This window comes from Sphingobium sp. TomTYG74 (genome assembly GCF_055393875.1).
The window spans coordinates 438,130-461,190 of the sequence record NZ_AP027342.1; the positions used below are offsets into that span (position 1 = coordinate 438,130).

The 23,061-nt window shown below is 58.4% G+C and carries 14 protein-coding genes and 1 pseudogene; 7 read left to right on the top strand and 8 right to left on the bottom strand.

Annotation, left to right across the window (positions count from 1 at the left end; all coding sequences use genetic code 11):
• Window positions 1–8 precede the first annotated feature (8 nt).
• The 3 genes from ACZ5TB_RS15100 to ACZ5TB_RS15110 all read left to right on the top strand — a co-directional run bounded on the left by ACZ5TB_RS15100 (window position 9) and on the right by ACZ5TB_RS15110 (window position 4,406).
• Window positions 9–728, top strand: coding sequence for an SDR family NAD(P)-dependent oxidoreductase (locus ACZ5TB_RS15100; protein WP_464793220.1), 720 nt, complete (start codon window positions 9–11; stop codon window positions 726–728).
• 98 nt (window positions 729–826) lie between these two features.
• The gene (locus ACZ5TB_RS15105) at window positions 827–1,960 is read left to right on the top strand and encodes a helix-turn-helix transcriptional regulator (protein ID WP_464793221.1); all 1,134 of its coding nucleotides are present in this window, start codon (window positions 827–829) and stop codon (window positions 1,958–1,960) included.
• Between the two features lie 106 nt (window positions 1,961–2,066).
• The gene (locus ACZ5TB_RS15110) at window positions 2,067–4,406 is read left to right on the top strand and encodes a TonB-dependent receptor (RefSeq protein WP_464793222.1); all 2,340 of its coding nucleotides are present in this window, start codon (window positions 2,067–2,069) and stop codon (window positions 4,404–4,406) included.
• Window positions 4,407–4,570: 164 nt separating this feature from the next.
• Here the strand turns inward: ACZ5TB_RS15110 and ACZ5TB_RS15115 are convergent.
• The 6 genes and pseudogenes from ACZ5TB_RS15115 to ACZ5TB_RS15140 form a co-directional block, all read right to left on the bottom strand.
• Window positions 4,571–4,986, bottom strand: a pseudogene (locus tag ACZ5TB_RS15115) (IS30 family transposase); the annotation flags it as partial.
• Window positions 4,987–5,262: 276 nt separating this feature from the next.
• A complete protein-coding gene (locus ACZ5TB_RS15120; protein ID WP_464793223.1) occupies window positions 5,263–6,264 on the bottom strand; it encodes an NAD(P)H-dependent flavin oxidoreductase in 1,002 nt (333 codons plus the stop codon).
• Window positions 6,265–6,387: 123 nt separating this feature from the next.
• Entirely contained in the window at window positions 6,388–7,605 is a 1,218-nt protein-coding gene (locus ACZ5TB_RS15125; RefSeq protein WP_464793224.1) for an MFS transporter, read from the bottom strand.
• Between the two features lie 88 nt (window positions 7,606–7,693).
• On the bottom strand, window positions 7,694–8,752 hold the full coding sequence (locus tag ACZ5TB_RS15130; RefSeq protein ID WP_464793225.1) for an NAD(P)-dependent alcohol dehydrogenase: 1,059 nt from the start codon (window positions 8,750–8,752) through the stop codon (window positions 7,694–7,696).
• Window positions 8,753–8,769: 17 nt separating this feature from the next.
• Window positions 8,770–12,312 (bottom strand): carboxylic acid reductase, encoded by a 3,543-nt coding sequence (gene car, locus ACZ5TB_RS15135; RefSeq protein ID WP_464793226.1) that lies wholly within the window; start codon window positions 12,310–12,312, stop codon window positions 8,770–8,772.
• Window positions 12,313–12,648: 336 nt separating this feature from the next.
• On the bottom strand, window positions 12,649–13,332 hold the full coding sequence (locus tag ACZ5TB_RS15140) for a TetR/AcrR family transcriptional regulator (protein ID WP_464780261.1): 684 nt from the start codon (window positions 13,330–13,332) through the stop codon (window positions 12,649–12,651).
• Between ACZ5TB_RS15140 and ACZ5TB_RS15145 the strand changes: the two genes are divergently transcribed.
• From ACZ5TB_RS15145 to ACZ5TB_RS15160, 4 genes are all read left to right on the top strand, one after another.
• Window positions 13,331–13,465, top strand: coding sequence for a hypothetical protein (locus ACZ5TB_RS15145; protein WP_464793227.1), 135 nt, complete (start codon window positions 13,331–13,333; stop codon window positions 13,463–13,465). The genes ACZ5TB_RS15140 and ACZ5TB_RS15145 overlap by 2 nt on opposite strands.
• Window positions 13,466–13,819: 354 nt before the next feature.
• Window positions 13,820–16,285 carry a TonB-dependent receptor gene (locus ACZ5TB_RS15150; protein ID WP_464793228.1) on the top strand — a complete coding sequence of 822 codons (2,466 nt, stop codon included), beginning with the start codon at window positions 13,820–13,822 and terminating at the stop codon, window positions 16,283–16,285.
• A gap of 1,598 nt (window positions 16,286–17,883) precedes the next feature.
• Complete coding sequence (gene hpaH / locus ACZ5TB_RS15155; protein ID WP_464793229.1) at window positions 17,884–18,690, top strand: 2-oxo-hept-4-ene-1,7-dioate hydratase; 807 nt, start codon at window positions 17,884–17,886, stop codon at window positions 18,688–18,690.
• Complete coding sequence (locus ACZ5TB_RS15160; RefSeq protein WP_464793230.1) at window positions 18,687–19,439, top strand: HpcH/HpaI aldolase family protein; 753 nt, start codon at window positions 18,687–18,689, stop codon at window positions 19,437–19,439. The genes hpaH and ACZ5TB_RS15160 overlap by 4 nt, the downstream gene beginning before the upstream one ends.
• A gap of 127 nt (window positions 19,440–19,566) precedes the next feature.
• On the opposite strand, the gene rhaI is transcribed toward ACZ5TB_RS15160, so the two are convergent.
• Window positions 19,567–20,859, bottom strand: a complete 1,293-nt coding sequence (gene rhaI, locus ACZ5TB_RS15165; protein ID WP_464793231.1) for an L-rhamnose catabolism isomerase — start codon at window positions 20,857–20,859, stop codon at window positions 19,567–19,569.
• 23 nt (window positions 20,860–20,882) lie between these two features.
• On the bottom strand, window positions 20,883–22,994 hold the full coding sequence (locus ACZ5TB_RS15170) for a bifunctional rhamnulose-1-phosphate aldolase/short-chain dehydrogenase (protein WP_464793232.1): 2,112 nt from the start codon (window positions 22,992–22,994) through the stop codon (window positions 20,883–20,885).
• Window positions 22,995–23,061: the final 67 nt, after the last annotated feature.

The window sequence follows — 23,061 nt, forward strand, 5'->3', positions numbered from 1 at the left end:
GAATGGCGATGTTCGACTTTACCGGACGGCACGTGCTCGTCACCGGCGGGACCAGCGGGATCGGCGCGGGCATCGCTGCTGCCTTCATCGCTGCGGGCGCACATGTTATCGTCACGGGTACACGGCCGACAGAGGCGGATTATGAAGACATTCCGCCAGGCGCCACCTATTGCCCACTTCGTCTTGGCGACCGGCTTAGCATCGACGCCTTGGTGGCGGATTTGGGGGCGTTGGACATCCTCATTAACAATGCGGGCGGTACGTCCGTCCCGGAGGATTTCGACGCAGCCATCGACGCCAATCTGAAAGGCGTCCATGCGTTGACGATCGCCTGCCTGCCGCTGCTGGTGCAAAGTCGGCACGACGGCGGCGGCGCGGTCGTGACGATCGCCTCGATGATGGCGATCTTTGGCAACTCCATGTTCCCCGGATATAGCGCGGCCAAGGCTGGCCTTCTGCTACTGACCAAATCGCTGGCGCAAGGGTGGGGGGCAAAGGGCGTGCGGATTAACGCCGTGGCGCCCGGTCCGGTTCGCACGCCGATGACGGCGCGCTACGCCGATGACCCTGTCTATGGTCCCGGCACGGCGCAGCGGATGGCGCTTGGCCGCTGGGGAACACCAGACGACATAACAGGGCCGACCCTGTTCCTCGCCAGTGCGGCTGCGCGGTTTGTGACGGGGGAATGTCTGGTGGCGAGCGGCGGGTATATGATCGCTGAGGCATGATGCTTGCCAAAGACATGGTGACGATTGGCAAGCCTCGCGCAACCGACTACGCTCTCCATCAGACGCATCCGGTAAAGGAGCGCGAAGGAGATAATAGGATGGTCGCACACGCGAATGAGGTCGCCTGCTTTTCGCGTATGATCCTGGCACTCAATGCTTCGCTGGTCAGCGAAGATCCATGGCGAGACTTTCTGCTGCTGCTTCGCGATCATGTGAACGCAAAATGGGCAACGCTGATCCTCACGCCGCCCAATATGGATGGTTTGGGCACAATGATAACGCCCACCGCACCACCGCCTGCGATTCAGGAATATCTTGACCGCTTTATGCAGATCGACCCCTTTGTCGGCCTGCCCGAAGGCAAGGTCGTGGCGTTGTACGAATATGTGGCCGAGGCGAAACTCAAAAATTCAGCCTATTATAAAGGGTGGCTGGAAGGCATCGACGGTTCGCACGTTCTTGGCGTGGATCTGCGCATAAGCAATGGCCTGGAAGCCCGACTTCGGCTGACGAGGGCGCCTCATGGCGCGCCTTTCGATACTGAAGAGCGCGGCCGTATAGAAGAAATCGTGCCCCATCTGCGGCAGGCGGTCGAACTCTATCGCCGACTGGAGGTGTCCCGTTCGGAGCAGGCAGTGATGACCGGCGCCATCGAACAGTTCGCTGTCGGCACCGTGATGCTCGATCATAATCTGAATGTTCTCAAGATGAACGAACTTGCCGCATCCATCCTGGCCGATGGGGATGGGATAAGCATCGTGGGGCAGCGTCTGGCGATCGCCAATTCCAGCCGTGACCGCGAATTTCGCCAGCAACTCAAGGATGCGGTGAACGTCGCGCCAGGATCATCTCCTTCAGTATTCCTGGTCGAACGTCCATCGGGCCACCGGGACATCGGAATCGTCATTCGGTCAATCACTATTCCTAATTTCATGCATGGCGGCACAACGCCGGCCATCGCGCTTTTCCTGGGCGATCCGGAACGTCAGTGCGTCGTGACCAGCGATGCCCTGAGGGAATTGTTCGCCTTTACCCCGACAGAGGCGTCGATCGCGGCTTCGCTTGCAAACGGCGTGTCGGTGATCGAGACCGCGCATCGGCTGGGCATTGCCGAAAACACCGTGCGCGCGCATCTCCGCTCTATCTTTGCCAAGACGGGCGCGACCCGCCAATCACAGCTTGTGCATCTCATCCACACCAGTCTGCCCGAACTCGCCGTCGTTCGCCGCTAAATTATCCAACCTAATTGATTTGAAGGTATTGCAAGGCGCTGAGCAGGACGATGTTCAACCCCACAGGATCCGCGCCAAAGCGGACAGGACTGAGGGGATATCGAAGATGGCTTACGGAAAATATCATTATCTTGCTGGTTCGGCATTGATGCTTGCTCTGGTAGCGTCGCAGGCAAATGCGCAGGATTCTTCGCCAGCAGCACCCGCCCAAGCGACGCAGGGCGTGGGCCTTCAGGACATCGTGGTTACTGCGCGGAAGCGTACTGAAAACCTTCAGAATGTCCCAACAGCTGTAACAGCTCTCGGTGCGCTTCAAATCGCGGATTATCAGATCAAGAGCTTCCAGGACGTCGGCAAGACCGCGCCAAACGTCAATATCCAGAAGCAGGCAGGCTCGCCCAGCGCGCCGCAATTCAATATTCGCGGCGTTTCGTCCGGCTCGATCAACTTCCAGGTCGATTCCGGCGTCGCGCTCTATGTAGATGGCGTTTATCTCGGCCGACCCGGCAACTCCGCCTTCGATCTGGCCGATCTGGAACATCTCGAAGTCCTGCGCGGTCCACAGGGCACACTCTTTGGCCGCAACTCGACCGGCGGCGCAATCTCATTTGTGACGGCCAGCCCGACTGGCAAATTCGGTGTCGAAGCCGAAGGCACGCTAGGAAACTATCAGCGGCGTCGCGGGCGGATAACGGTCAACACGCCTGAATGGGCTGGTCTCTCGGCGCGCTTCACATATGTCCATGACGAAAATGACGGTTATGTGAAGAATTCCGCACCGCAGCGCACATTCCTTTATCCGGCACCGTTCGGGCCGTCCACCAGCGCGAAGAGCTTTGGCGCGAACAACACCGAGTCGTTTTTCGCAGCAATCCGTTATGCCGGAATCGATGGCCTGACGCTCGATTATCGCTTCAACTATACCGACGCGGTAACCACGCTCGACGCCATGCAATTACTGCACAGCGGCGCCGCATTTAGCGGCATCACCAACTTCCCGAACCAGCCTGCACTTGGCGGCACGATGGTGGAGAGCCTGACGCGTCTCGACCGCATTCCGATCGATGGCCTTTCTCCAGCTACCCAGAAAACCTGGGGCCACAGCCTTACGGCTGTTTATGAGCTTAGCGATTCTTTGAGCCTTAAATATATCGGCGGACTGCGCGGATTTACGCTGAACTCATCGTCTGATCTCGACGGAAATTCGCTGGTGGACCCTTATGGCGGGACGGGCGGATATTATCAGGCGCTTGCAGCCGAGCGCTATGCAAAGCAGCGGCAGTCGTCCCACGAACTGCAACTCCTCGGTCAGACCGGCAGTTTGGATTTTGTTGGTGGCCTGTTTTATTATCGCGAAAAGGCCTACCTCAATAGCCCCACCATCTTCGGACAGGTCAGCCAGCCGGGCGTCCCGATCCCCATCGATAATCCCGGCAGCTATCTTGCGGGTGGCGATCTGCTTAAGGTGCTCAACAAATCTTACGCGGCTTATGCCCATGCCAATCTCAGGTTGACCGATGCGCTCGAACTGGGCGGCGGCATCCGCTACTCTAAAGATGATCGCACGGAGAATGATCTGATTGATGCGGATCGGACCCCCACGGTTCAGCGCGGCAGCTTCAACGCCAAGCAGGATCGCGTCGATTATGACGCATCATTGAAGTATCAGTTTGCCCAGAGCAGCAACATCTATGCGAAATTTGCCACCGGCTTCGTTTCGGGGGGTATCTTCCATGGCGCGGAATTCCAGCCGGAAACCATTAAATCCTACGAAGCGGGCGTGAAGTCTGAATTTCTCGATCGGCGCGTCCGGCTTAACGTCGCTTTATTCCAGGCGGATCGAAAAGGCCTCCAGGTGACGGGCTTTGATCCCAATCAGGGTGGCAACATCCTGCTGAATGCCGGTAGCGAAAGAGCGCGGGGCTACGAGATCGAAGCCACGATCCTCCCGGTAGACGGCCTTACTCTGACCGGCACTTATGGCTTTACGGACGTCAACACAAAGCCACAGACGGCTAATCCGGCCGCTACCCCGGTGCGTACATATCAACCCCGGCGCACCGGCTATGTCGCTGCACAATATGAGTTCCCCGAATTTCCAGATGGCACCAAAATGAGCTTCCGCATTGATGGCCAGTATAAGGGCGATCATTTCCGGTTGCAGTGCCCGGTGGGGGCCACACAATCGGCGACGGACGGTTGTATCGGCGCTGGCGACCCCGTGCTCGACGACCAGTTGGTGATAAGGGCAACTTGGGAAATAGGCGCACGGTTCACCTTTGCCGAAATCCCGGTAGGCAACGCCAAGGGTAAGATTTCCCTCTGGGGCAAAAATCTCAACAATTCGGATAAGCCAGAGTTTCTGTTTCCGATCTTCGATACGTGGGTACTCGGCACCTTCCAGGCTCCGCGCACATACGGGATCGACGTCGGTATCGCGTTCTGAACTTCAAGTGTGTGTGTCGGCTGCTTCGTTATTGTCGACACACACACGCCATGTCTTATTGCGACGGACGGGTATATCGCCTTCCCCGTCAGAAAATGGCTATCCCTTTCGGCGGCTTTGATTTGAAGTGTGACACCCGGGGTTATGCATAGTATTTCATCCGGCTTGAGGAGGGCGACCTGTTCTCCCACGACATCGTGCGGGGTGCGATAGCTCAGGCACTTGAGGGTTGTGCTGTTGAGGCGATCAGCGGCTTGTGGATTTCCTTGTCCGACAGCAGCGTAACGTGTTGGAGGGCAGGAAGCGCCGTATCCGTCCATTGCAATTTTCCACGCCGCCTTTCTGCCGGGCGCGGACGGCAGGCAGAAATAGCTGGAGATGCCGAGTTGTTTCGCAGTTTCGCAAAAGCGGCAAATTCCGTGTCCGGATCGAAGGTGATGCTGCGCCAGAGGGCAGGGCGGATGCCCCGCAAATGCCGATCGATGTCGGCCATGACCCCGGCGGAATGCCGACTCGGACTACGCGCGAGAAAAGTGAAACGGCTGCGACGTTCGACCAGCGAGGTGAGGTTTGCTTTGCCTTCCTGGAAAGGGGATCAAACCCTTATAAATCCTGGGATTTCGCACTTCGAAATAGAATCCGCCATCCGCCTTAGGGAAATTCGATAAACTCACCTAACTTCCTTATAGGTCACCTCTGACGGCGACCCATCGCAGTCGTTTAGTCGAAAAGACTCCGATCTCCGCTGCGGACAGTCCCCTTGTTCCGTTGCCAAGTCTCTAACCGCATAATGGCGGACTCGCAGACTTCGCTCGGGTCAAAGATATAATTGCCGCAGAATATGGCACAAACGGCGCTATCTTATAGGCGGGTCAATCACCCAATTTGCCTCCCCGGTCAGTGCCACGGCGCGGCCCAGCGCCTCGCGGCATTCGCCCACGATGCGCCCGATCAGTTCGGCGCAGGTGGGAATGTCGTCCATCAAACCGATGCCAAGCCCTGCCCAGACCAGCCCGCCATCCACTTCGCCGCTCTCCAGCGCAGCGCGTCCCCGCGCACCGGCGACCAGCGGCCGGATATCCTCGAACGTCGCGCCGGGCTCCCGTTCCTTGACGTTCACCTCCTCGGCGACGGCATTGCGGAACACGCGCGCGGTGTTGCGTAACTGGCGGAAGATCAGCGTCGTATCGCGCTCCGTCCCCTGCACCACCGCCTGCTTGATCGCCTCATGGATCGGCGCTTCCTTGGTCAGCATGAACCGAGTGCCCATCGTCACGCCTTCCGCGCCCAGGGCGAGCGCCGCCGCCATGCTGCGTCCGGTCGCCATGCCGCCCGCCGCCAGGATCGGAATGTCCAGCGCCCGCGCCGCAGCGGGGATCAGCACCATGCCCGGAATATCATCCTCGCCCGGATGACCCGCCGCTTCGAACCCGTCGATCGACACGGCATCGACGCCAGCCCGCTGCGCCGACAGCGCATGGCGGACGGCAGTGCATTTATGCACGATCTTGACGCCCGCCTGCTTGAAACGGGCGATGAACTCGGCAGGACTGCGCCCGGCGGTCTCGACCACACCAACGCCGGAGTCGGCGATGACTTCGGCATAGGCTTCGTAAGGGACCGGCTGCGCGGTCGGCAATATGGTCAGGTTCACGCCGAACGGCTTGTCCGTCATCGTCCGGCACCGCTCGATCTCGGCCGCCAGCGCCTCGGGCGTCGGCTGCGTCAGCGCCGTCAGGATGCCGAGGCCACCCGCATTGGACACCGCCGAAGCCAGCTCCGCGCGGCCCACCCACTGCATGCCACCCTGAATAATGGGATAGCGCGTGCCAGTAAGCTCGGTAATCCGGGTCTTCATTCCACCATTCCCCTGTTGATCAGGCCGCTTCCGCCTCGCCTTTATCTTGCGTCTCCAACCGCCAGCATTTGTATGTGGCAGATAGCCCAGCGCTTTCTGCTGTAAGAGCAAGGATGAGAATCTTCACGACGCCAAGGCTCTACCGCCCTGTGTCCGGCTCATCCAAGCAAAGTTGATAGCCGCCCCGAAAGATAGCGCCATGAACAGCAGCATCGCCACATGATAGTTGTTCGTCGTATCGCGCAGCCAACCTGCGGCTGGAGCACCGAACGTGAAAGGCAGAGTGAAAGCGCCCAGAAATCCTATAGTGCGCGGAAATGCCGCTACCCCGAATGTCTGGGCGACAAGAACCGCAACCAGCGGGAAAATAGCCGCTCCCGATATGCCCATGATGATCATCGCCAGCGCCAATGCGGGAAACCAGCCACTTGCTGAAATTAGGATCCAACTGACGGTCAATCCTGCACCGGCAGCACTCAATGTGCGTGCGGGGCCAAATTTATCGCAAGCCAGTCCTGCCAGGATGGACCCGAATATGCTTGCAAAGCCCTTGATGGACAGGAGCAGCGCTCCCCAGCGGGCCGCGACCCCATATTCGGTTGCGATGGCAACGATATGGGCAGACCCAGTGATGGTACTCGCCTGAAGGACACCCTCGCCGATCAACACCCCCCAGAACAGCGGCTGCGAGAGGATGGAAGGTCGTGAGCCCGCAGCCACTGTGGCGCTTTCGGGGTAATCGCTCTGCGGCGGCTCCGAAACGCCCAGCAGTACGGGCAGGAGCAAAATGTGCAGTACCGCCAGGGTCACGAAGAATGCCGGCAGGCCAAATCTTTGTATGACTGCAAGGCCGAGCAGGGGAATGACAGTGACGAATAGCGGAATATACGCAATCCCGACCGCCCTTCCTCGCGCATGTGGATGCCAGTTCCCGGCCAATATACTAGGCGGCAAGCCTCCGAGCAGAGAAGCGCCAGGGCCGATCGCGAGCGTGCATACGATAAGTGTAGCCTCAATCGATTGCACCAAGGCAAGCAGAAAATAGCCTGTTATCGAAAGCACAGCACCGGTCATCATGGTGTTGCGCAGGCCGATGCGGGAAATCATGCCCGCGACGATCAGACCCAGCCCGCTCATCGCCAGCACCGTGAGGGCAAGGACCATCGCGGCCATGCTCCGCGTCGTGTCGAAACGGGCCTGAATCGCCAATATGCTGACCGCAAAGCCGCCAAACGCGCACCCTGTGGCTGTGTTCTGCGCGAGAAATGCCCGGACGAGCATCATGCGCGCTGTCCGCCTGTTCGGGTCAGCGGCGGCGCGCCGTTGCGCAAGGCTGCTCATATTATGGCGATCCCAAAAAAGTGGAGAAGGCGAGCGTAGCCGCCACATCAACTGTGACGAGCGGCTACCTTTGCTCACAATAGCTGCCTCATTTTTCCCGCAACGATGCGTTATCGATGACGAATCGGTAACGCACGTCGCCCTTTTCCATGCGCTCATAGGCGGCATTGATGTCCTGAATGTCGATCAGTTCGATGTCGCTCGCGATGCCATGCTCTGCGCAGAAATCGAGCATCTCCTGCGTTTCGGCGATCCCGCCGACATTGGAGCTGGCGACCGACTTGCGGCCCATCATCAGCGACACATTGTGCAGCGGCGGATCGATCGGGCCGAGCAATCCCAGCAGGATGAGTGTCCCGTTCCACGCAAGTGTCGCGACATAGGGATTCACGTCATGCGCGTTGGGAACAGTGTCGAGGATGAAGTCAAAGCTGTTGGCCGCCGCCGCCATCTGCGCCTCGTCAGTCGACAGCACGACATGGTCCGCGCCCAGGCGGCGTGCTTCTTCCTCCTTGTCGGGGCTGCGCGTGAACAGCGTCACTTCGGCGCCCATCGCCTTGGCGAACTTCAGGCCCATATGACCCAGGCCGCCCAGGCCGATCACCGCGACCTTGTGCCCCGGGCCGACCTTCCAGTGGCGCAGCGGTGAATAGGTGGTGATGCCTGCGCACAGCAATGGCGCCGCCGCCTTCGCATCCAGCCCATCGGGGATGCGCACCGTGAACTTCTCCGAAACGACGATATTCTCGGAATAGCCCCCTTGCGATGGCATGCCGTCATGCCGATCCGCGAACCCATAGGTGGGCGTCGCATATTCCACGCAATAGGGCTCTTCACCCGCATTGCATGGCTTGCACTTCTGGCAGGAGTCCACATAGCAGCCCACCCCAACCATGTCGCCGGGCTGGAATTTGCTGACGCTGCTCCCGACAGCCGCCACCCGGCCAACGATCTCATGGCCAGGAACGGTAGGATAGGTGACATACCCCCCGTGGTTGCGAACGTGATGCAGGTCGGAATGGCACACGCCGCAATAGAGGATATCGATCGCCACGTCGTCGGCACGAAGATCCCGGCGGGCGAAGGAGAAGGGCTCCAGATCGGTATCGGAGGCCAGCGCGGCATAGCCTTTGGTCAAGTTGGTCATGACTGTGTCTATTGTCCTTAGATGAGGCCGAGACCGGAGAGGTCAGCCAGATATTTGCCGATCAGTTCTCGCGACAGATGCGGGACATCCTTGGCAGCGCCCACTTCATGTCGGATCACATCCGCGCGGAAGCGGGCGGAAGGAACGCTGGTCCCGAATTCTCCCGGCATCTGATATTGCAGCTGGTGCAGCAGCGGCAGCGACGAATGTTGCCGCCGATCCTCGGGCAGCGCACGCATGGCGGTGCCGAAACGTTCGAGCCAGTCGGCGTAATCCTCGATCCGCTGAACGGGATATCCGGCGGCGTCGATCCAATCGACGAAGCTGTCCAGCGAAATGCCGTCATCATGGGAATTGATGACATGGTAGGTGCGATAGCCGCTCGTCGCCTTTGCCCCCAGGACGGCGATGGCCTCTGCCGTGAAGTCCACCGGCAGCCCGGGATAATGGGGCTTGGCCGTGCCGCTGTAGAATGACCGCGGCGCCAGCCCCGTCACTACGATGCTGAGCAGCAAGCGGGTGAACATGTCGGGGACGTTGAGTTGCCCTTCATAACGGCTGTGCGCCAGGATCATGTCCGATCGGAAGGTCGCAACCGGCAGGCCGAAGCGGTCATGCGCATCCCGCAACAGAACCTCGGCCGCCCATTTACTGTTGGCATAGCCATCGGCATAGCCCTCGCTCGACAGTGGCCGGACGGGGGAGGTCGTGCGCACATCGGCGTCTTCGTCGATCATCACGCCGTCCGGCGTATGGGCTGCTGCCACGGTCGAGACATTGTTGATGGGCTTTAGCCTATGCGTGATCGCCAGGCGTATGACCTCCGCCGTGCCAGCGACATTGGGGCCGAACAGCTGATGATAGGGAAGCACATGGTTCACGAGGGCGCCCGGATGGACGATCAGATCCACATCCTGGGCCAACCGCTTCCAATCGGCATCGGCAATGCCAAGCTGCGGTTCGCCAAGATCGCCTGCCAGAACCTCCAGATGCACGTCGGCGAGTGCCTCGAAGCGGCTCTTAAGTTGTGGGTCGCTGCTGAAGACCTGCGCTATGCGCTGCCGTGCCGCTGCTGCGTCGCGACCACGCGCGACGCAGATCAGCTTGCCGCCTACGTCGGCCATGCGCTCCAGCCATTCCAGGCAGAGGAACCGCCCCAAAAAGCCGTTCGCTCCGGTGAGGAAAACCGTCCGCACTTCCGTCGAAGGAGGCGAGGCGTTGCGCGCCGCGTCGAGGACACTGCCATCGATGAAGCGATCCAGCGTCAAGTCGCTCGCGCGGATCTCCTTCGCACCGGCGCCGTGTACCGACGCAAAAGTCGTTCCCTTCGCCTCGCCACTCCGACCCCGTTCGATGAACTGGGCGAGGTCCTGCATGCTTCCGGCAGGGCTGTTGATGACCGATACCGGTACATCGATGCCGTAAATATCTTCAAGCAGCAGCGAGCAGGACACGGCCGAGAGCGAGTCTCCACCCAGATCGGAGAAGCTCATCCGCTTGGAAAGATCGACATCCTCCAATCCGAGCGTCGCCTTGACGGCGCGGGCGACGGCTTCGAGCACGGGAAGCTCCTTGCCTTCACGGCGCAGCGCCTCAAGCTCATCCTGCTGGCTTGCCGCGATCCTGTCGTAAACGGATTCAAGCGCGCCGGTATAGCGTTCCTTGAACTTGGGCCGCTGATATTTGCCGATGCCCGCCAGCAGGCCATTCTCTGCGCTGAAGGGCTCATGCTCGACGATGAAGTCGCGCGGCACTTCATAAGGTTGCAACTGTTCTGCGCGCGCGATGTTCTGGATCGCTTCGCGCAACGCGTCCTTGATCGCAGCCGGATCATCGGCGATGCCCATCTGCTGGAGCGTCGCTTCATTGGGCACGAACACGCCCACCAGAAATGCGCGCTCGCTGGTGCCGTAAAGATAGACTTGCCGGATGAGCGGATCGCCGTTGGTGAAGATCGCCTCCAACCGGGCAATGGCGACGAACTCGCCCTGGGCGAGCTTCAGCACATTGTTGCGGCGATCGATGTAGACCAGATGGTCAGGGGCGATCTCCTGCATGATATCGCCGGTCTTGTAATATCCGTCTTCGTCGAAAACTTCGGCGGTCACATCAGGTCGCTTATAATAACCAAGCATGATGCTCGACGTCTTGATCCGCAACTCACCGCGCGGATAGGGCTTATCGGTCTTGAAATAGCCAAGCTCCGGCACATCATCCAGCTTATAGTCGATCACCGGCGGACGCTGAATGCGGTTGTCAGTCAGCACTGCGGCGACTTCGGTGGCGCCATAATTATTGCCGAGCTTGTAGCCCAAACATTCTTCCATGAACTGCGATAGTTCAGGGGCGAGCGGGGCCGAGGCGAATGAAGCGACGAGCAGCCGCCCGCCGAGGAGAATATCGCGCGTTTCGCGCAGCAACTCGGCCTTCACCGTGTCCAAGTCCGCGCCGGGTACGGAGCGCCGGTCGAGCGCGACCTGATATTGCTGGTAAATCATTTCGCACACGCGCGGGACCAGCATCATGTAGCTCGGCCGACAAATGCGCATGTCGTCGAACAGTTCGGACAGGTCCTTCTTACCCGTGAAATAGCCGATGCCCCCCAGCCCCAGGAGCGAGAAGACGATGCTGCGCCCGGACGTGTGGTTCATCGGCATGTAGATGAGGTTGATCATCGGCATGGGCGAATCGACGAGCCACAGCTGCTTGATCATCCGCTCAGGCAGCATCGCGCCTTTGGGCAGGCCGGTGCTTCCCGATGTATAGTAAATCGTGCTCAACCGCTCTCCGTCCGCCCTGTCGAACAGCGGCGCGGGCGGCAGGGCGCTGCCCTCCGTCAGAGCCGTTTCCAGCGTGACCAGCAAATGCGACAGACCCGCATCGGCGAGCTTTGCCCGGGCGGCTTCGAACCGTTCGCGCTCGTCATCAACCTCCGGATGATAATCGAACAGCAGCACACCGCGCGGACGATGGCCCTGGATGACCAGTTCGGTGGCCGTTTCGATATACTCCAGGCTGACCGCGAGCCAACTTGGCGCCACCTCGTTGAAGATGGACAGCGACTGCTGGAACGCCCCATTGGCCTGAAGGGGAACCGCTACCGCCCCATTGTGGATCGCGGCAAGATCGACCGTCGCAAAGTCCACGCTGCCAAAGGCAAGAAGGCAGAGAAACTCATCGGCTCCCAGCAACTGATCAGGATTATTGTGCCAGAAGGCCGCAAGTCGACGCGCCCGGTCCCATAGCGTGGCGTAGCTCGTTGTTTCGAAATGCTTCTGGATTTCCCGCGTGGCCCGGCCAGTCGCGGGATCGACCTTCAGTTCCACCGCGCGCTCCGCCAACGCAGGGCGGTCAGCATAGCCCTCCATGCAAATCGCCACGATCTGGGCGAAGCCGAGACCGCTGAGACGCTTTGCAGTGTTGATTGCAGGGTCCGGTATCGCTGCCGCGACTTGCGGATCGGTTTCGATCAATAACTTCAGCCGTGTTGCAATGCCTTCGGCATAATCATCTATCGACACCGTGTATTGCGAGCGATCCAGCTTGTCCTGAATACCCATATCACCTCTCGAAATTATCTTATTCAGAACAATATCATTCTATTGTCCGGAACATCTTTATTCAGTTCATCCATCTAACGATGAGGATGATCGAAATTGCAGCCGTTGCGCAGTATGGCTGCGGTGCCGACTTTTGCCTTGCGTCGTGAAACTACGGCTCCTGCCGCCGGGCAATTCCGTCGTCAGAAGCATGGTCTGAATATTTGGCAATCACCAAGTTTTGTCAATGACCGTTTTTTGAGCAACGCGCATTTCCTGCGCGCGCGCAGAGGCAAAGCCTAGAAGAGGCCGTGCATCTGGTCATCCCGTTTCCGTTTGGCGCCCTGCGCGTCAGCCCTACTTGGCCCGGGATTTAGCGTCTGCCTTGGGGAGTTTCGATATGTCTCGCGGAGTGATCGTTTTCGCGAGCTCTACCAACCCCTTGATCGCGATATTTTTGACGCCGGGCATGTCGGATGCCCAGGGCCGCCCAAAGCCCGAAAACATCGTCATTCCATCTGTCGCGCCATATATGAATATGGCCACCACTTCCGCATCCTTATGGCTCAACGCGGGGTTCAACCGCTCCACGAAAGAGGTTATCATCTGATGGACATGGCGATGCAGTACCCCCAGCCTGTCCGCCACCAATTTGTTATGGTTGGCCATTGCCCAAAGCTCGGTAAACAGATGCGCGGTCTGCTTCGTGCTGACGTCATCAAGAATATGGGCGATCAACCGCGCTAACCCGTCCTCTGCGGAAAGGCTGGGCTGTTCCATCGCCCCGTTGATCTGGGTTTCGCCCGCAACAAGAATTTCGTCGAGCAGCACCTCGACCAACAACTCCTTGCGCGGAAAGTGATGATTGACGTGTCCGACCTTCAAACCGCATTCGGTAGCGATGCGTTGGAGCGTAAAGGCGCTGGAGCCTTCCTCGACCAATACATGCAGCGCCGCCTTAAGGATGGCGTTCACCGTTTCGGCTCCGCGCGAATAGACGCCGGGTTTCCGGCGCTTGGTTCCAATACGGTCATCGTTCATGGGCCGCTTATATCTCTGGCTGGGCGGCGATCAACCGACGAAACAGAAATGGGAAAAGATCAGGGAGACCCAGTGGGCTTGCGGTGAGACGCTCGAATCGCGCTTCTCCCTGACGATCGTCCGGGGCATCTGATTTTCCCCATTGACAAAACCTTGTCATCCACCAAGTATTTGGCGCGAACACACGTTGCTCAGCGGGGAGGTATAGGAAAGGGGCAGATATCACGGAGAGTTAGAAAGGAAAGACTCCATCCGCTGATGATCCGATCTCCGAGTCGGGATGATCCTGCTGAGTTTAAGATCAGAGCTGATAAGTTCGTAAATCGATTCGTGATTGAGAATTCTGACGTGATTCAAGTCATAACCATTCTGGTTGATGGCATGAACTTTTATATCGTTAGATATACGATTATCTTTATAACTATTATGTCCATTAGATGATCGAAAAATATTCGAAAAATATTACCAGGCAAAAAGGGGAGATTTCATGATTGCGCGACATCTATTTCTCGTTCGCACCTTGATGGGGAGTGTAGCTCTCGTCGGCTGCGCTGGAACGGCCTTTGCTCAGACGTCGACGGGACCGGATGAGCCCACGACAGCGGCAAGCGGTTCTGCGCCCTCCGGTCTGTCGGAAATCATCGTGACGGCACGCAGGCGGGCCGAACGGCTTCAAAATGTCCCGATCTCTGCCACTGCCTTTGATGCTGGCTCGCTCACGCAGCGAAATATTTCAAACACGCAGGACTTGCTCGGACAAGTGCCGTCGCTCGTTGTCGGCGGCTCTGGCCAGCAGCGCAATAGCGAGAACGTGACCATCCGTGGCCAAGGCGCGACTTTCAATGCAGCCCCAGGCGTGGTGCTCTATTCCGCCGAGGTTCCGATCATCGCCGATCAGCGCAATAATGCGCAGAATGGTGGCGGCCTCAATTATTATGACCTCGCCAGCCTGCAGGTATTGCGCGGGCCGCAAGGCACGCTGTTCGGCCGCAACACGACAGGCGGCGCCGTCTTGTTCGAGCCGCAGCGTCCAACCGATCGTCTCGAAGGCTATGGCCAGATCCAATATGGCAATTACGATTCGATCGAATTGCGCGGTGCTCTCAACGTGCCAATTGTTGAAGACAAACTCTTGCTGCGTGTCGCCGGCATTTATCAAAAGCGGGACGGCTTTACGCACGAGATCACCACTGACACAGACTTGGACAATCGCAACCGTTATTCATTCCGCGCAGGCTTAACTTGGCGCCCGGCGGAGGGGATTGAGAATTATCTTCTTGCGACCTTCGCTCGCGTTCAGGAACATGGCACCGGGACGGTGCTCAACGCGGTTCCCGACGGTGTGGATCCTCAGACGGGGTTGCCGTTCAGCACATATCTGCAACAGCAGATTGATCGCGGTATCCGTTCGGTAGCCCTTAGCCCACTGCTCTTTAGCGAACGCACGCGCTATTTCTCCGTAACAGATATCTTCTCGGCAAAACTCACGGATGTTTTGACGTTCCGCAACATCGCCAATTATCAGCATCTGAAGAACAGCGCGCCTTTTGACGGTGACGGTTATCCCGACGATCACAGGCCGCTATCGACAAATGGCGGAACTTTGATCGGGGGGGATGAGATTAGTCCCGGTGGATTTTCGAAATATAACTATTACACTGACGCACGCCAATATTCGATCGAACCTCAGATTCAGGGCAATTTGGGTGAAGACGCGCTTAACTTCACGGTAGGCGCTTACTACCAGAATGTTAAGCCGACAGGTCCGCAGCTTGTCAGCGCGTCTAACCCGACAAGAAGAGGCCAAAGGTCAGACAGCAAAGCGCTTTATGCGCAGGGAACGTTATCGTTCGGCAGTTTCTCTGATAGTCTTGATGGGCTACGGTTGACAGTCGGCTATCGCTATACATGGGACAAGCTGACGGCCTTCTCAAACTTCGGCCTCCCCGACGCTCCGGTTACGTCATCGAGTGCCAAATTCAAGGCGCCAAACTGGACAGCGGGCCTCGACTACAATGTCGACAAGAATGTGTTATTGTACGCAAAGGTCAGTCGTGGATACAAGACAGGCGGCGTCGGCACTGCAACGCCCGCGCCTGAACTGCGCTCGTTCCAGCCCGAATTCGTAACGGCTTATGAAGCAGGCATAAAAGCCGATTGGCACATCGGCAGCATTCCGATCCGCACGAATATCAATTACTACTACACGGATTATAAGGATCTGCAGAGGACAGGAGGAACCGCCTATTTCTATAATGGGCAGCAAGTCTTTGGCGCTCAGACCAGCAATGCGGGGAAAGCGCATATCCAGGGTGTGGAATTCGAAGGCGAGTTGCGGCCCGCAAGCTGGCTCACGCTATCGGGGACCTATTCGCACATCGCTGCGAAATACGACAAATATACGGCGCCATCGCTGTTTCCTGACGGCATTCCCGCCTACGGCCTGCCGCCCGGCTTCGACTGCGGCGTGGGCGTTCCGTTCAATGGCGCAACGGGCCAGTGCGTCCTGACTGGCATACCTTTCCAGTTCACGCCGAAGAACCAGTTCAGCATTACCGGCAGGGTGGATTTGCCGCTGGATGAGTCTATCGGGAAGGTCAGCATTTCCGCTACCTATTCCTATATCGATGCCCAATACACGTCGCCTTCGAAGGCACCCGTTGACGAACCGTTCGCCTATATCGGCGGAAACTGCCCCCGCCTGAATTCCGGAGCCTATGCCGGGTCAGGCCAGTGCGGCCCGGGTGATGGCTACGGCTTGCTCAGCATGAACTTGCAGTGGCAGAATGTCGGAGGATCGAACTTCGACCTTGGCGCGTTCGCAACCAACCTTACTAACGTAAAGTATATCATCAGTAGCCAGGGCGTATCCTATCAGAATGGCTTCAACTCCTACATATATGGGGAGCCCCGAATGTACGGCGTATCGATCCGATATCATTTCGGTAGTTGAGTAAGGCGAAGCGCCATCGGTCAATGGGGCCGGTGGCGCTTCGAGCCGAACATTCGTTTCTCCATTTGATCCGCCGATACCGGTCGGGAACCATGCGAGCAGAAACCGCCAGCGGAGCGGTACGTAGACCCCCTACCAGGACTGAGAATTGAGGGCTGGGTTGGATCGCCGAGGTAGGCTCTGCGCGCTCGCCCGAGAGTTATTTAACATAATATATATTATCGATCATAATGACCGTGGCGGCTATTCGGGCATGCCCCCTGCCTGACCATCATTGTTATAAGGCGACACCTCTCACTGGACAAACGACATAGCGCTGGACTCATTTGTGCAGGCAAAATGATGATCGGAGCCTCCGAAAAATGCCATTTTCGTGTCTAAATCCAAGCCTGTTCGGTCGCCAGCATATCCATCCGATCAATGAGTCAGTTGGCGGGCCTTATCGCTACATATTCTTCCATTGATCGATCATATCATCGGGTTCTCGCGGCTTCATTTCCCGTCGTAGGCCCTGGCAGTCCGTCGCTATTCTACGGTTGCGCAAGGCGGATACCGATCTGAGGCGCTCGGCAGCTGCCGCCTCTTGCATGCAAAAAGACCTCAATGTCCGTTAGCCAGTATGGATGTGCTCTGCCGCGCTACCGGAACCAAAATCTACTGTTAGCACCTCATCATGCCGATTCGAAACAGGAATACGAGCCCTCGATTTTGGTCATCCCTCGTCGCAGTTGCCCGTCCTGAAAATAAATTTCAATCCAAGAAAGCGTGACGGCGTTTCCCTGTTTCTAAAAGATTAGTTCCTCAACGAGGAAACGGTGAGGGACTTTCTAGATTCTTTGTTCATGAATTACAAAGGGATAGCTTCAAGCCGTTTACCTCATCTTAGCGGGTGCCCCAGCAATTACACGCCAGACGACAGGCGTGGATTGCGAACCGTTACAAGCCCACATCATAGCACCTTTGACGACCTGGAAGATTACCGAAATGTTCTTCAGATGCTCCGGTTGGACTGCAATGAATCTGTCCATTTCCCCTCTGAAGGAGCATACCCTATCGATCTTGATGAGGATTCATTCAAGGCTTTAGTGGACGGCCAAACGTTGACGAGGCATCTGCCGTCCTTCTTGATGACGGGAGACTGTTTGATGTTCCTCGCGCCGAACTCTCAACCTCTTTAATGTACAAAAAATTGCAATGATAACGTATGCGTCTGTACCAGTTGCTTGCTGCTGAGCTGATTTTTCTTGATTTTATCGAGAAGAAGTGAATTGTTATATTCTGCGTGGCATGTGAATATATCTTATGTTAATTTATATCGTTCATGAATATAGCTGTTCGTTCCTTTTTCATATATTTTCATCGCCAGACCTCTGGCGCGCGGGCGCCAATGTGGGGCGTGGACGGAAGCATGACGATGCCGCGTCATCACGTGCAGAGCTTTGGGATATGCCTTGACAAGTTATCATGTTAAATAGATAGCGGGCTGCGTATTGGAGGCCCCGCGTGTCGAGCGGGACGATCTAAGGAAGTGCGTGAAATGATCGCAACGAGCAGAAAATGCGCACTTTAGTTGCCTCAAACTCCGGATTATTTTGATCATGCCACTCGCCGATGAAACCATCGCCCGCCTGGCGGATCAACTCGAGGCCGCCGAACAATCGCGCACGCAGGTTGCCCAGTTTTCACTGGCCCATCCCGACATGACAATTGAGGATGCCTACGCCGTGCAGCGCGCATGGGTTGCTAGGAAGATCGCCGCTGGACGACGCGCGATTGGGCGCAAGATCGGCCTCACCAGCCGCGCGATGCAAAGATCGTCCAATATCAGCGAACCCGATTTCGGGCTGTTGCTCGATGACATGTTATTTCCCGATGGCCAGGATATCCCGATCGATCGGTTTATTGTTCCACGCGTCGAAGTGGAGTTGGCGTTTATCCTCAAAAGTCGTTTAACTGGCCCCGGTTGCACGATTTTCGATGTTCTGTCGGCGACGGACTATATTGTTCCAGCGATCGAGATCATCGATGCGCGCATTGAGCAGGTGGACAAGGCAAGTGGCGTGACGCGGAAGGTGTTCGATACGATATCGGATAATGCCGCCAATGCCGGAATCGTACTCGGGGGTCGGCCCATCCGTCCGATGGACGTTGACCTGCGCTGGGTTTCCGCGCTGCTTTACCGCAACGGAGTGATCGAGGATTCGGGCGTTGCCGCGGCGGTGCTCAATCATCCGGCCAATGGCCCGGCCTGGCTGGCCAACAAGCTGACTCCTTATGGCGAGTATCTGGAGGCGGGAGAAATTATCCTTGGCGGCAGTTTTACCGCGCCGGTGCCCGCTCGTCCGGGAGACAGCTTTCATGTGGACTATGGTCCCTTGGGCGCCATTTCGGTGCGCTTCGCATGAGCGCTTTTCGTACGCTGTTGGATGAAGGACGCCCGTTGATCGGGCTTTGGCAGGCGCTGGCGAATCCTTATACGGCAGAGATTTGCGCGGGTGCGGGCTTTGATTGGCTGTTGTTCGATGGGGAGCACGCGCCCAACACATTGCAAACGTTGCTGGCGCAGCTTCAGGCGATCTCCAACTATCCGGTAGCCCCGGTTGCACGCGTTCCCGTTGGCGAAACGGCAATCATCAAACAGTATCTCGATATCGGATTCGAGACCCTGTTGGTGCCTATGGTGGAAAGTGCTGCGCAGGCTGAAAGGATCGTCGCGGCTACACGGTTTCCACCTCTTGGCATACGCGGCGTCGCAAGCGCGACCAGCCGCGCATCGGGGTTCGGCGTCGATAGATCCTATCTGGCGTCCGCGCATGAGGGGATATTCACAATCGTTCAGATCGAAAGCCGAGCAGGACTGGATGCGATAGAGGATATCGCATCCGTGCCGGGTGTGGATGCGCTGTTCATCGGCCCCGCCGATCTCGCCGGGTCGTTAGGACATCTTGGTAATCCCGGTCACCCTAATGTGCAGCAGGCAATTTCCAAGGCGCTGAGCCGCATCAGGTCGGTTGGAAAACCAGCGGGCCTGTTTGCCATTTCACCTGATGATGCACAGCAGCGCATCGCTGAAGGGGTCGATTTTCTGTCTGTCGGCACCGACATCGGGCTTTTGGCGAATGGCGCCCGCAGTCTGCGCCAAGCGTCTGAATAGGCCGATTAGCCTAGAGCATTTTTCGAAGCAGATGTTATTATCTGCTGGCAAAAAATGCGGGAAACAAAGACAAATGGAGCAAGGAGGCCGCCGCCAGAATATGGCTGCGGCCTTTCACATTCTCAAATCAGACGATGCCTGCGCCCAGCCCAACGGCTTTGCGCTCCTGCGCCTTGCGCTCGCGCCATAGACTGGCGCGGTAGGTCGCAAGCACATCAATTGCTCCGCCAGCTTCCAGACGTGCCTTGGCAATGATCGGCGCGACATCGACATTATAGGCACGGCGCAGCGCCTGGAACGCCATCATCGTGTCATTGCTTTCCTGCGCGGCGTGGAGCGCGTCGCGATCGACCAGCAACGCCTTGGCGTAGCAAGCTGTGATCGTCTCGGCAGACGACAGCATAGATTCGATCGGGTCAGTCACATTGTGCGACTGGTCGATCATGTAGCTGGGGTTGAACCCGTCGCGCGGGTGCAGTTCCGCCTCGACCAGCTCATTGAAGACCAGATACAGCTGGTGCGGGTTGATCGAACCGCTGTCCAGATCATCGTCGCCATATTTGCTGTCGTTGAAGTGGAAGCCGCCCAGCTTGCCGAACCGGTGTAGGCGCGCCACGATCTGCTCGATATTGACGTTGGGCGCATGGTGGCCAAGGTCAACAAGGCACTTGGCCTTCGGACCCAGTTCCTGCGCGGCTAGGATCGACGAACCCCAATCCGAGATCACCGTCGAATAAAAGGCCGGCTCGAACATCTTATGTTCCAGCAGCATCCGCCAATCGTCGGGCAGCGCCGCATAGACCTGAGCTGCAGCCTCCAGATAGCGGTCCAGGCTGCGGGCGAAGTCCTGCTGGCCCGGGAAGTTGGTGCCGTCGCCGACCCAGACGGTGAGGTCGGTTGAACCCAGCTGACGGCCGATCTCGATGCATTCGATATTGTGCTCGACGGCCTGCTGACGCGTAGCTTCCACGGTCGAGGACAGTGATCCCGTGGCGTAGGTCTGCGCCTGTCCAACCTGATCCTGGAAGGTGTTGGAATTGACGGCATCAAAGCCCAGGCCGAGGCTCTGAGCTTCTTCGCGCAGGCCCTTGTAATCGCTTACTTTGTCCCAGGGAAAGTGCGGCGATACACGTGGCGTGACGCGGCTCAGCTGGTTGATGACGGCGCAATCTTCCAGCTTCTCGTGAATGTTCGTCGGCTCGCCTGCGATCGGGAACTTGGCGAAGCGGGTGCCGCCCCGTCCCGCGCCCCAGCTGGGCACGGCGACGGAAAAGCCCGCCACGCGGTCCTTGATCGCTTCGATGTCGATGCCGGTGCGCGACAGCTTCCGGCCGAGCGCGGCATAATCTTCTTCCAGTGCTTGCGTGTCGCGGGCATTGGCTTCCGCGATCAGTTCGGCGGAAATGGGCAGGTTGGTCATATTGATAGCCTCTCCGTTGCCGATCAGCGCGTGAACGCTTGGGCGTTGCCCGCATCGACATTGATCATGTTGCCGGTCGACTTCGCCGACATGTCGCCAGCGAGGAAGTAAACCGCTTCGGCGATGTCGGACGGCAGCACGTCGCGCTTCAGCATCGAACGCTGGCGGTAATGCTCCTCCAGCTCCTTGCCCGAGTCAATGCCATGCGCTCCGGCGCGCTCCTTGCGCCAGTCGCCGTCCCAGATCTTGCTGCCCTTGATGACCGCATCCGGGTTCACCGTGTTGACGCGGATGCCGAAGGGCGCGCCTTCGAGCGCCAGGCAGCGCGCCAGATGGTTGGCAGCAGCCTTGGCCGAAGCATAGGCCGACGCGTTGGTCGCGGCGGCGACGCCATTCTTCGAACCGATGAACACGATTGATGCGCCGCCCTGCTCCTTCATCCGCTTCATCAGCGGAAAGGCGGCGCGAGCGGTGAGGAAATAGCCCTCGGCCAGCACATCGTAATTCTTGCGCCACAGGGCGACCGTCGTTTCCTCGATCGGCGCCGACGAGGCGATGCCCGCATTGGCGACCAGAATGTCGAGGCCACCGAACTCGCGGGCGCAATCATCGAACGCGGCCTGGACCTGCGCTTCGTCGGTCACGTCGCAGACGGCGGCGCGAATCACATCCTTGCCGAACTGCTTGGCAAAGCCCGCGCGGACCTCTTCGATCGCGTCGGCGGCACGGTCGGCGAGCATGACACAAGCACCGTCGGCCAGCAGGCGCGCGGCGGTCGCGGCTCCGATGCCGCCCGCGCCGCCAGTTACGAGGGCGATCTTGCCAACCAGCGGCTTGGGCTTGGGCATGCGCTGGAGCTTCGCTTCTTCCAGCAGCCAATATTCGATGTCGAACGCTTCCTGTTCGTCCAGCGCGATATATTCACCGATCGCTTCGGCGCCGCGCATCACGTTGATGGCGTTGCCGTAGAACTCTCCGGCCAGGCGCGCGGTGGTCTTGTCACCGGCGAAGGTGATGCGGCCGACGCCCGGCACCAGCACGACGATGGGGTTGGCATCGCGCATCGCGGGCGAGTTGGACCGCTTGCAACGCTCATAATAGGCCGCATACATGTCGCGATAGGCCGCGATCTGCTCCGCCAGATAGGCATCGTCCTGCAATTTCGCCGGATCGAGCGGCAGCGGCGCGATCTTCGTGCGCAGGAAATGGTCGGGGCAGGATGTGCCCAATCCGGCGAGGCGGAGGAATTCGGCCGAACCGACAAACTCCAGCGCTTCGGCGTCGTCCGAATAATGGCCGACCTTGGTGCGCGCGCCGGTCATCAGGCCGCGCAAGCGGGGCATCAGGTCGGCGGCGATCGCCGCACGATCGGTATTGGGAGCAACGACCTGACCACCAAAGGCAGGCTTTTGCGCCAGCTTGGCGTTCAGATAATTGGCTGCGTCCGCGATCAGTTCGACCGTATGCTCGTAGCAGGACTTGGCGCTGTCGGCCCAGCAGATGATGCCGTGGCCCGCGAGCATTACGCCTTCGACGCCCGGATTAGCCTTCACATAGTCGCGCAGCTGCACGCCCAGCGTGTAGCCGGGGCGCTTCCACGGCAGCCACCCGATCTTGCCGCCCCAGATTTCCTTGGTCGCTGCTTCGCCACCCGAAGACGCGGCAAGCGCGATGATGGCGTCGGGATGGACGTGATCGACATGTGCAAAAGGAAGTAGCGAATGCAGCGGGGTGTCGATCGAGGCGGCGCGGGGGTTCAGGTTAAACGTGCAGTGAGGCAGGTAGCCGACCATCTTGTCGTCGTCGTTCGGGCCGCCATAATGCTTCTCAAGGCCTAGCAGCTTTTCCTGATAGAGCGTTGAAAAGCCATCCAGCTTCATCGATCCGATGTCACCGCCGGAACCCTTGACCCACAGCACTTCGGTCTGCGCGCCGGTCAGGGGATCGGTCTCCACGATCTTGGCGGAGGTGTTGCCGCCGCCGAAATTGGTCACCGTCAGGTCCGAACCGAGCAGGTTCGACCGATAGAGGAGCAATTCGGCAGGGCTGAGAGTCGCGGCGACGCCGTCATCCCAGCGGCTGGAGGGAACGGCAAAGGGGATGGCCGCCGACGAGACTGGATTTTGCATGTTCATGGCGCTCCTATTATCATTTGCGCTTTCCTCTATCAATCCTTTGCGTTACTAATCGATCATATTCGAT

Bases quoted from the DNA above. Each gene is read 5' to 3' on its own strand.
- ACZ5TB_RS15160 (WP_464793230.1), top strand. From the start codon at position 18,687: ATGAGCGCTTTTCGTACGCTGTTGGATGAAGGACGCCCGTTGATCGGG.
- rhaI (WP_464793231.1), bottom strand. From the start codon at position 20,859: ATGACCAACCTGCCCATTTCCGCCGAACTGATCGCGGAAGCCAATGCC.
- car (WP_464793226.1), bottom strand. From the start codon at position 12,312: ATGGGTATTCAGGACAAGCTGGATCGCTCGCAATACACGGTGTCGATA.
- ACZ5TB_RS15125 (WP_464793224.1), bottom strand. From the start codon at position 7,605: ATGAGCAGCCTTGCGCAACGGCGCGCCGCCGCTGACCCGAACAGGCGG.
- ACZ5TB_RS15105 (WP_464793221.1), top strand. From the start codon at position 827: ATGGTCGCACACGCGAATGAGGTCGCCTGCTTTTCGCGTATGATCCTG.
- ACZ5TB_RS15100 (WP_464793220.1), top strand. From the start codon at position 9: ATGTTCGACTTTACCGGACGGCACGTGCTCGTCACCGGCGGGACCAGC.
- hpaH (WP_464793229.1), top strand. From the start codon at position 17,884: ATGCCACTCGCCGATGAAACCATCGCCCGCCTGGCGGATCAACTCGAG.
- ACZ5TB_RS15110 (WP_464793222.1), top strand. From the start codon at position 2,067: ATGGCTTACGGAAAATATCATTATCTTGCTGGTTCGGCATTGATGCTT.
- ACZ5TB_RS15120 (WP_464793223.1), bottom strand. From the start codon at position 6,264: ATGAAGACCCGGATTACCGAGCTTACTGGCACGCGCTATCCCATTATT.
- ACZ5TB_RS15170 (WP_464793232.1), bottom strand. From the start codon at position 22,994: ATGAACATGCAAAATCCAGTCTCGTCGGCGGCCATCCCCTTTGCCGTT.
- ACZ5TB_RS15145 (WP_464793227.1), top strand. From the start codon at position 13,331: ATGGGCCGCTTATATCTCTGGCTGGGCGGCGATCAACCGACGAAACAG.
- ACZ5TB_RS15130 (WP_464793225.1), bottom strand. From the start codon at position 8,752: ATGACCAACTTGACCAAAGGCTATGCCGCGCTGGCCTCCGATACCGAT.
- ACZ5TB_RS15150 (WP_464793228.1), top strand. From the start codon at position 13,820: ATGATTGCGCGACATCTATTTCTCGTTCGCACCTTGATGGGGAGTGTA.
- ACZ5TB_RS15140 (WP_464780261.1), bottom strand. From the start codon at position 13,332: ATGAACGATGACCGTATTGGAACCAAGCGCCGGAAACCCGGCGTCTAT.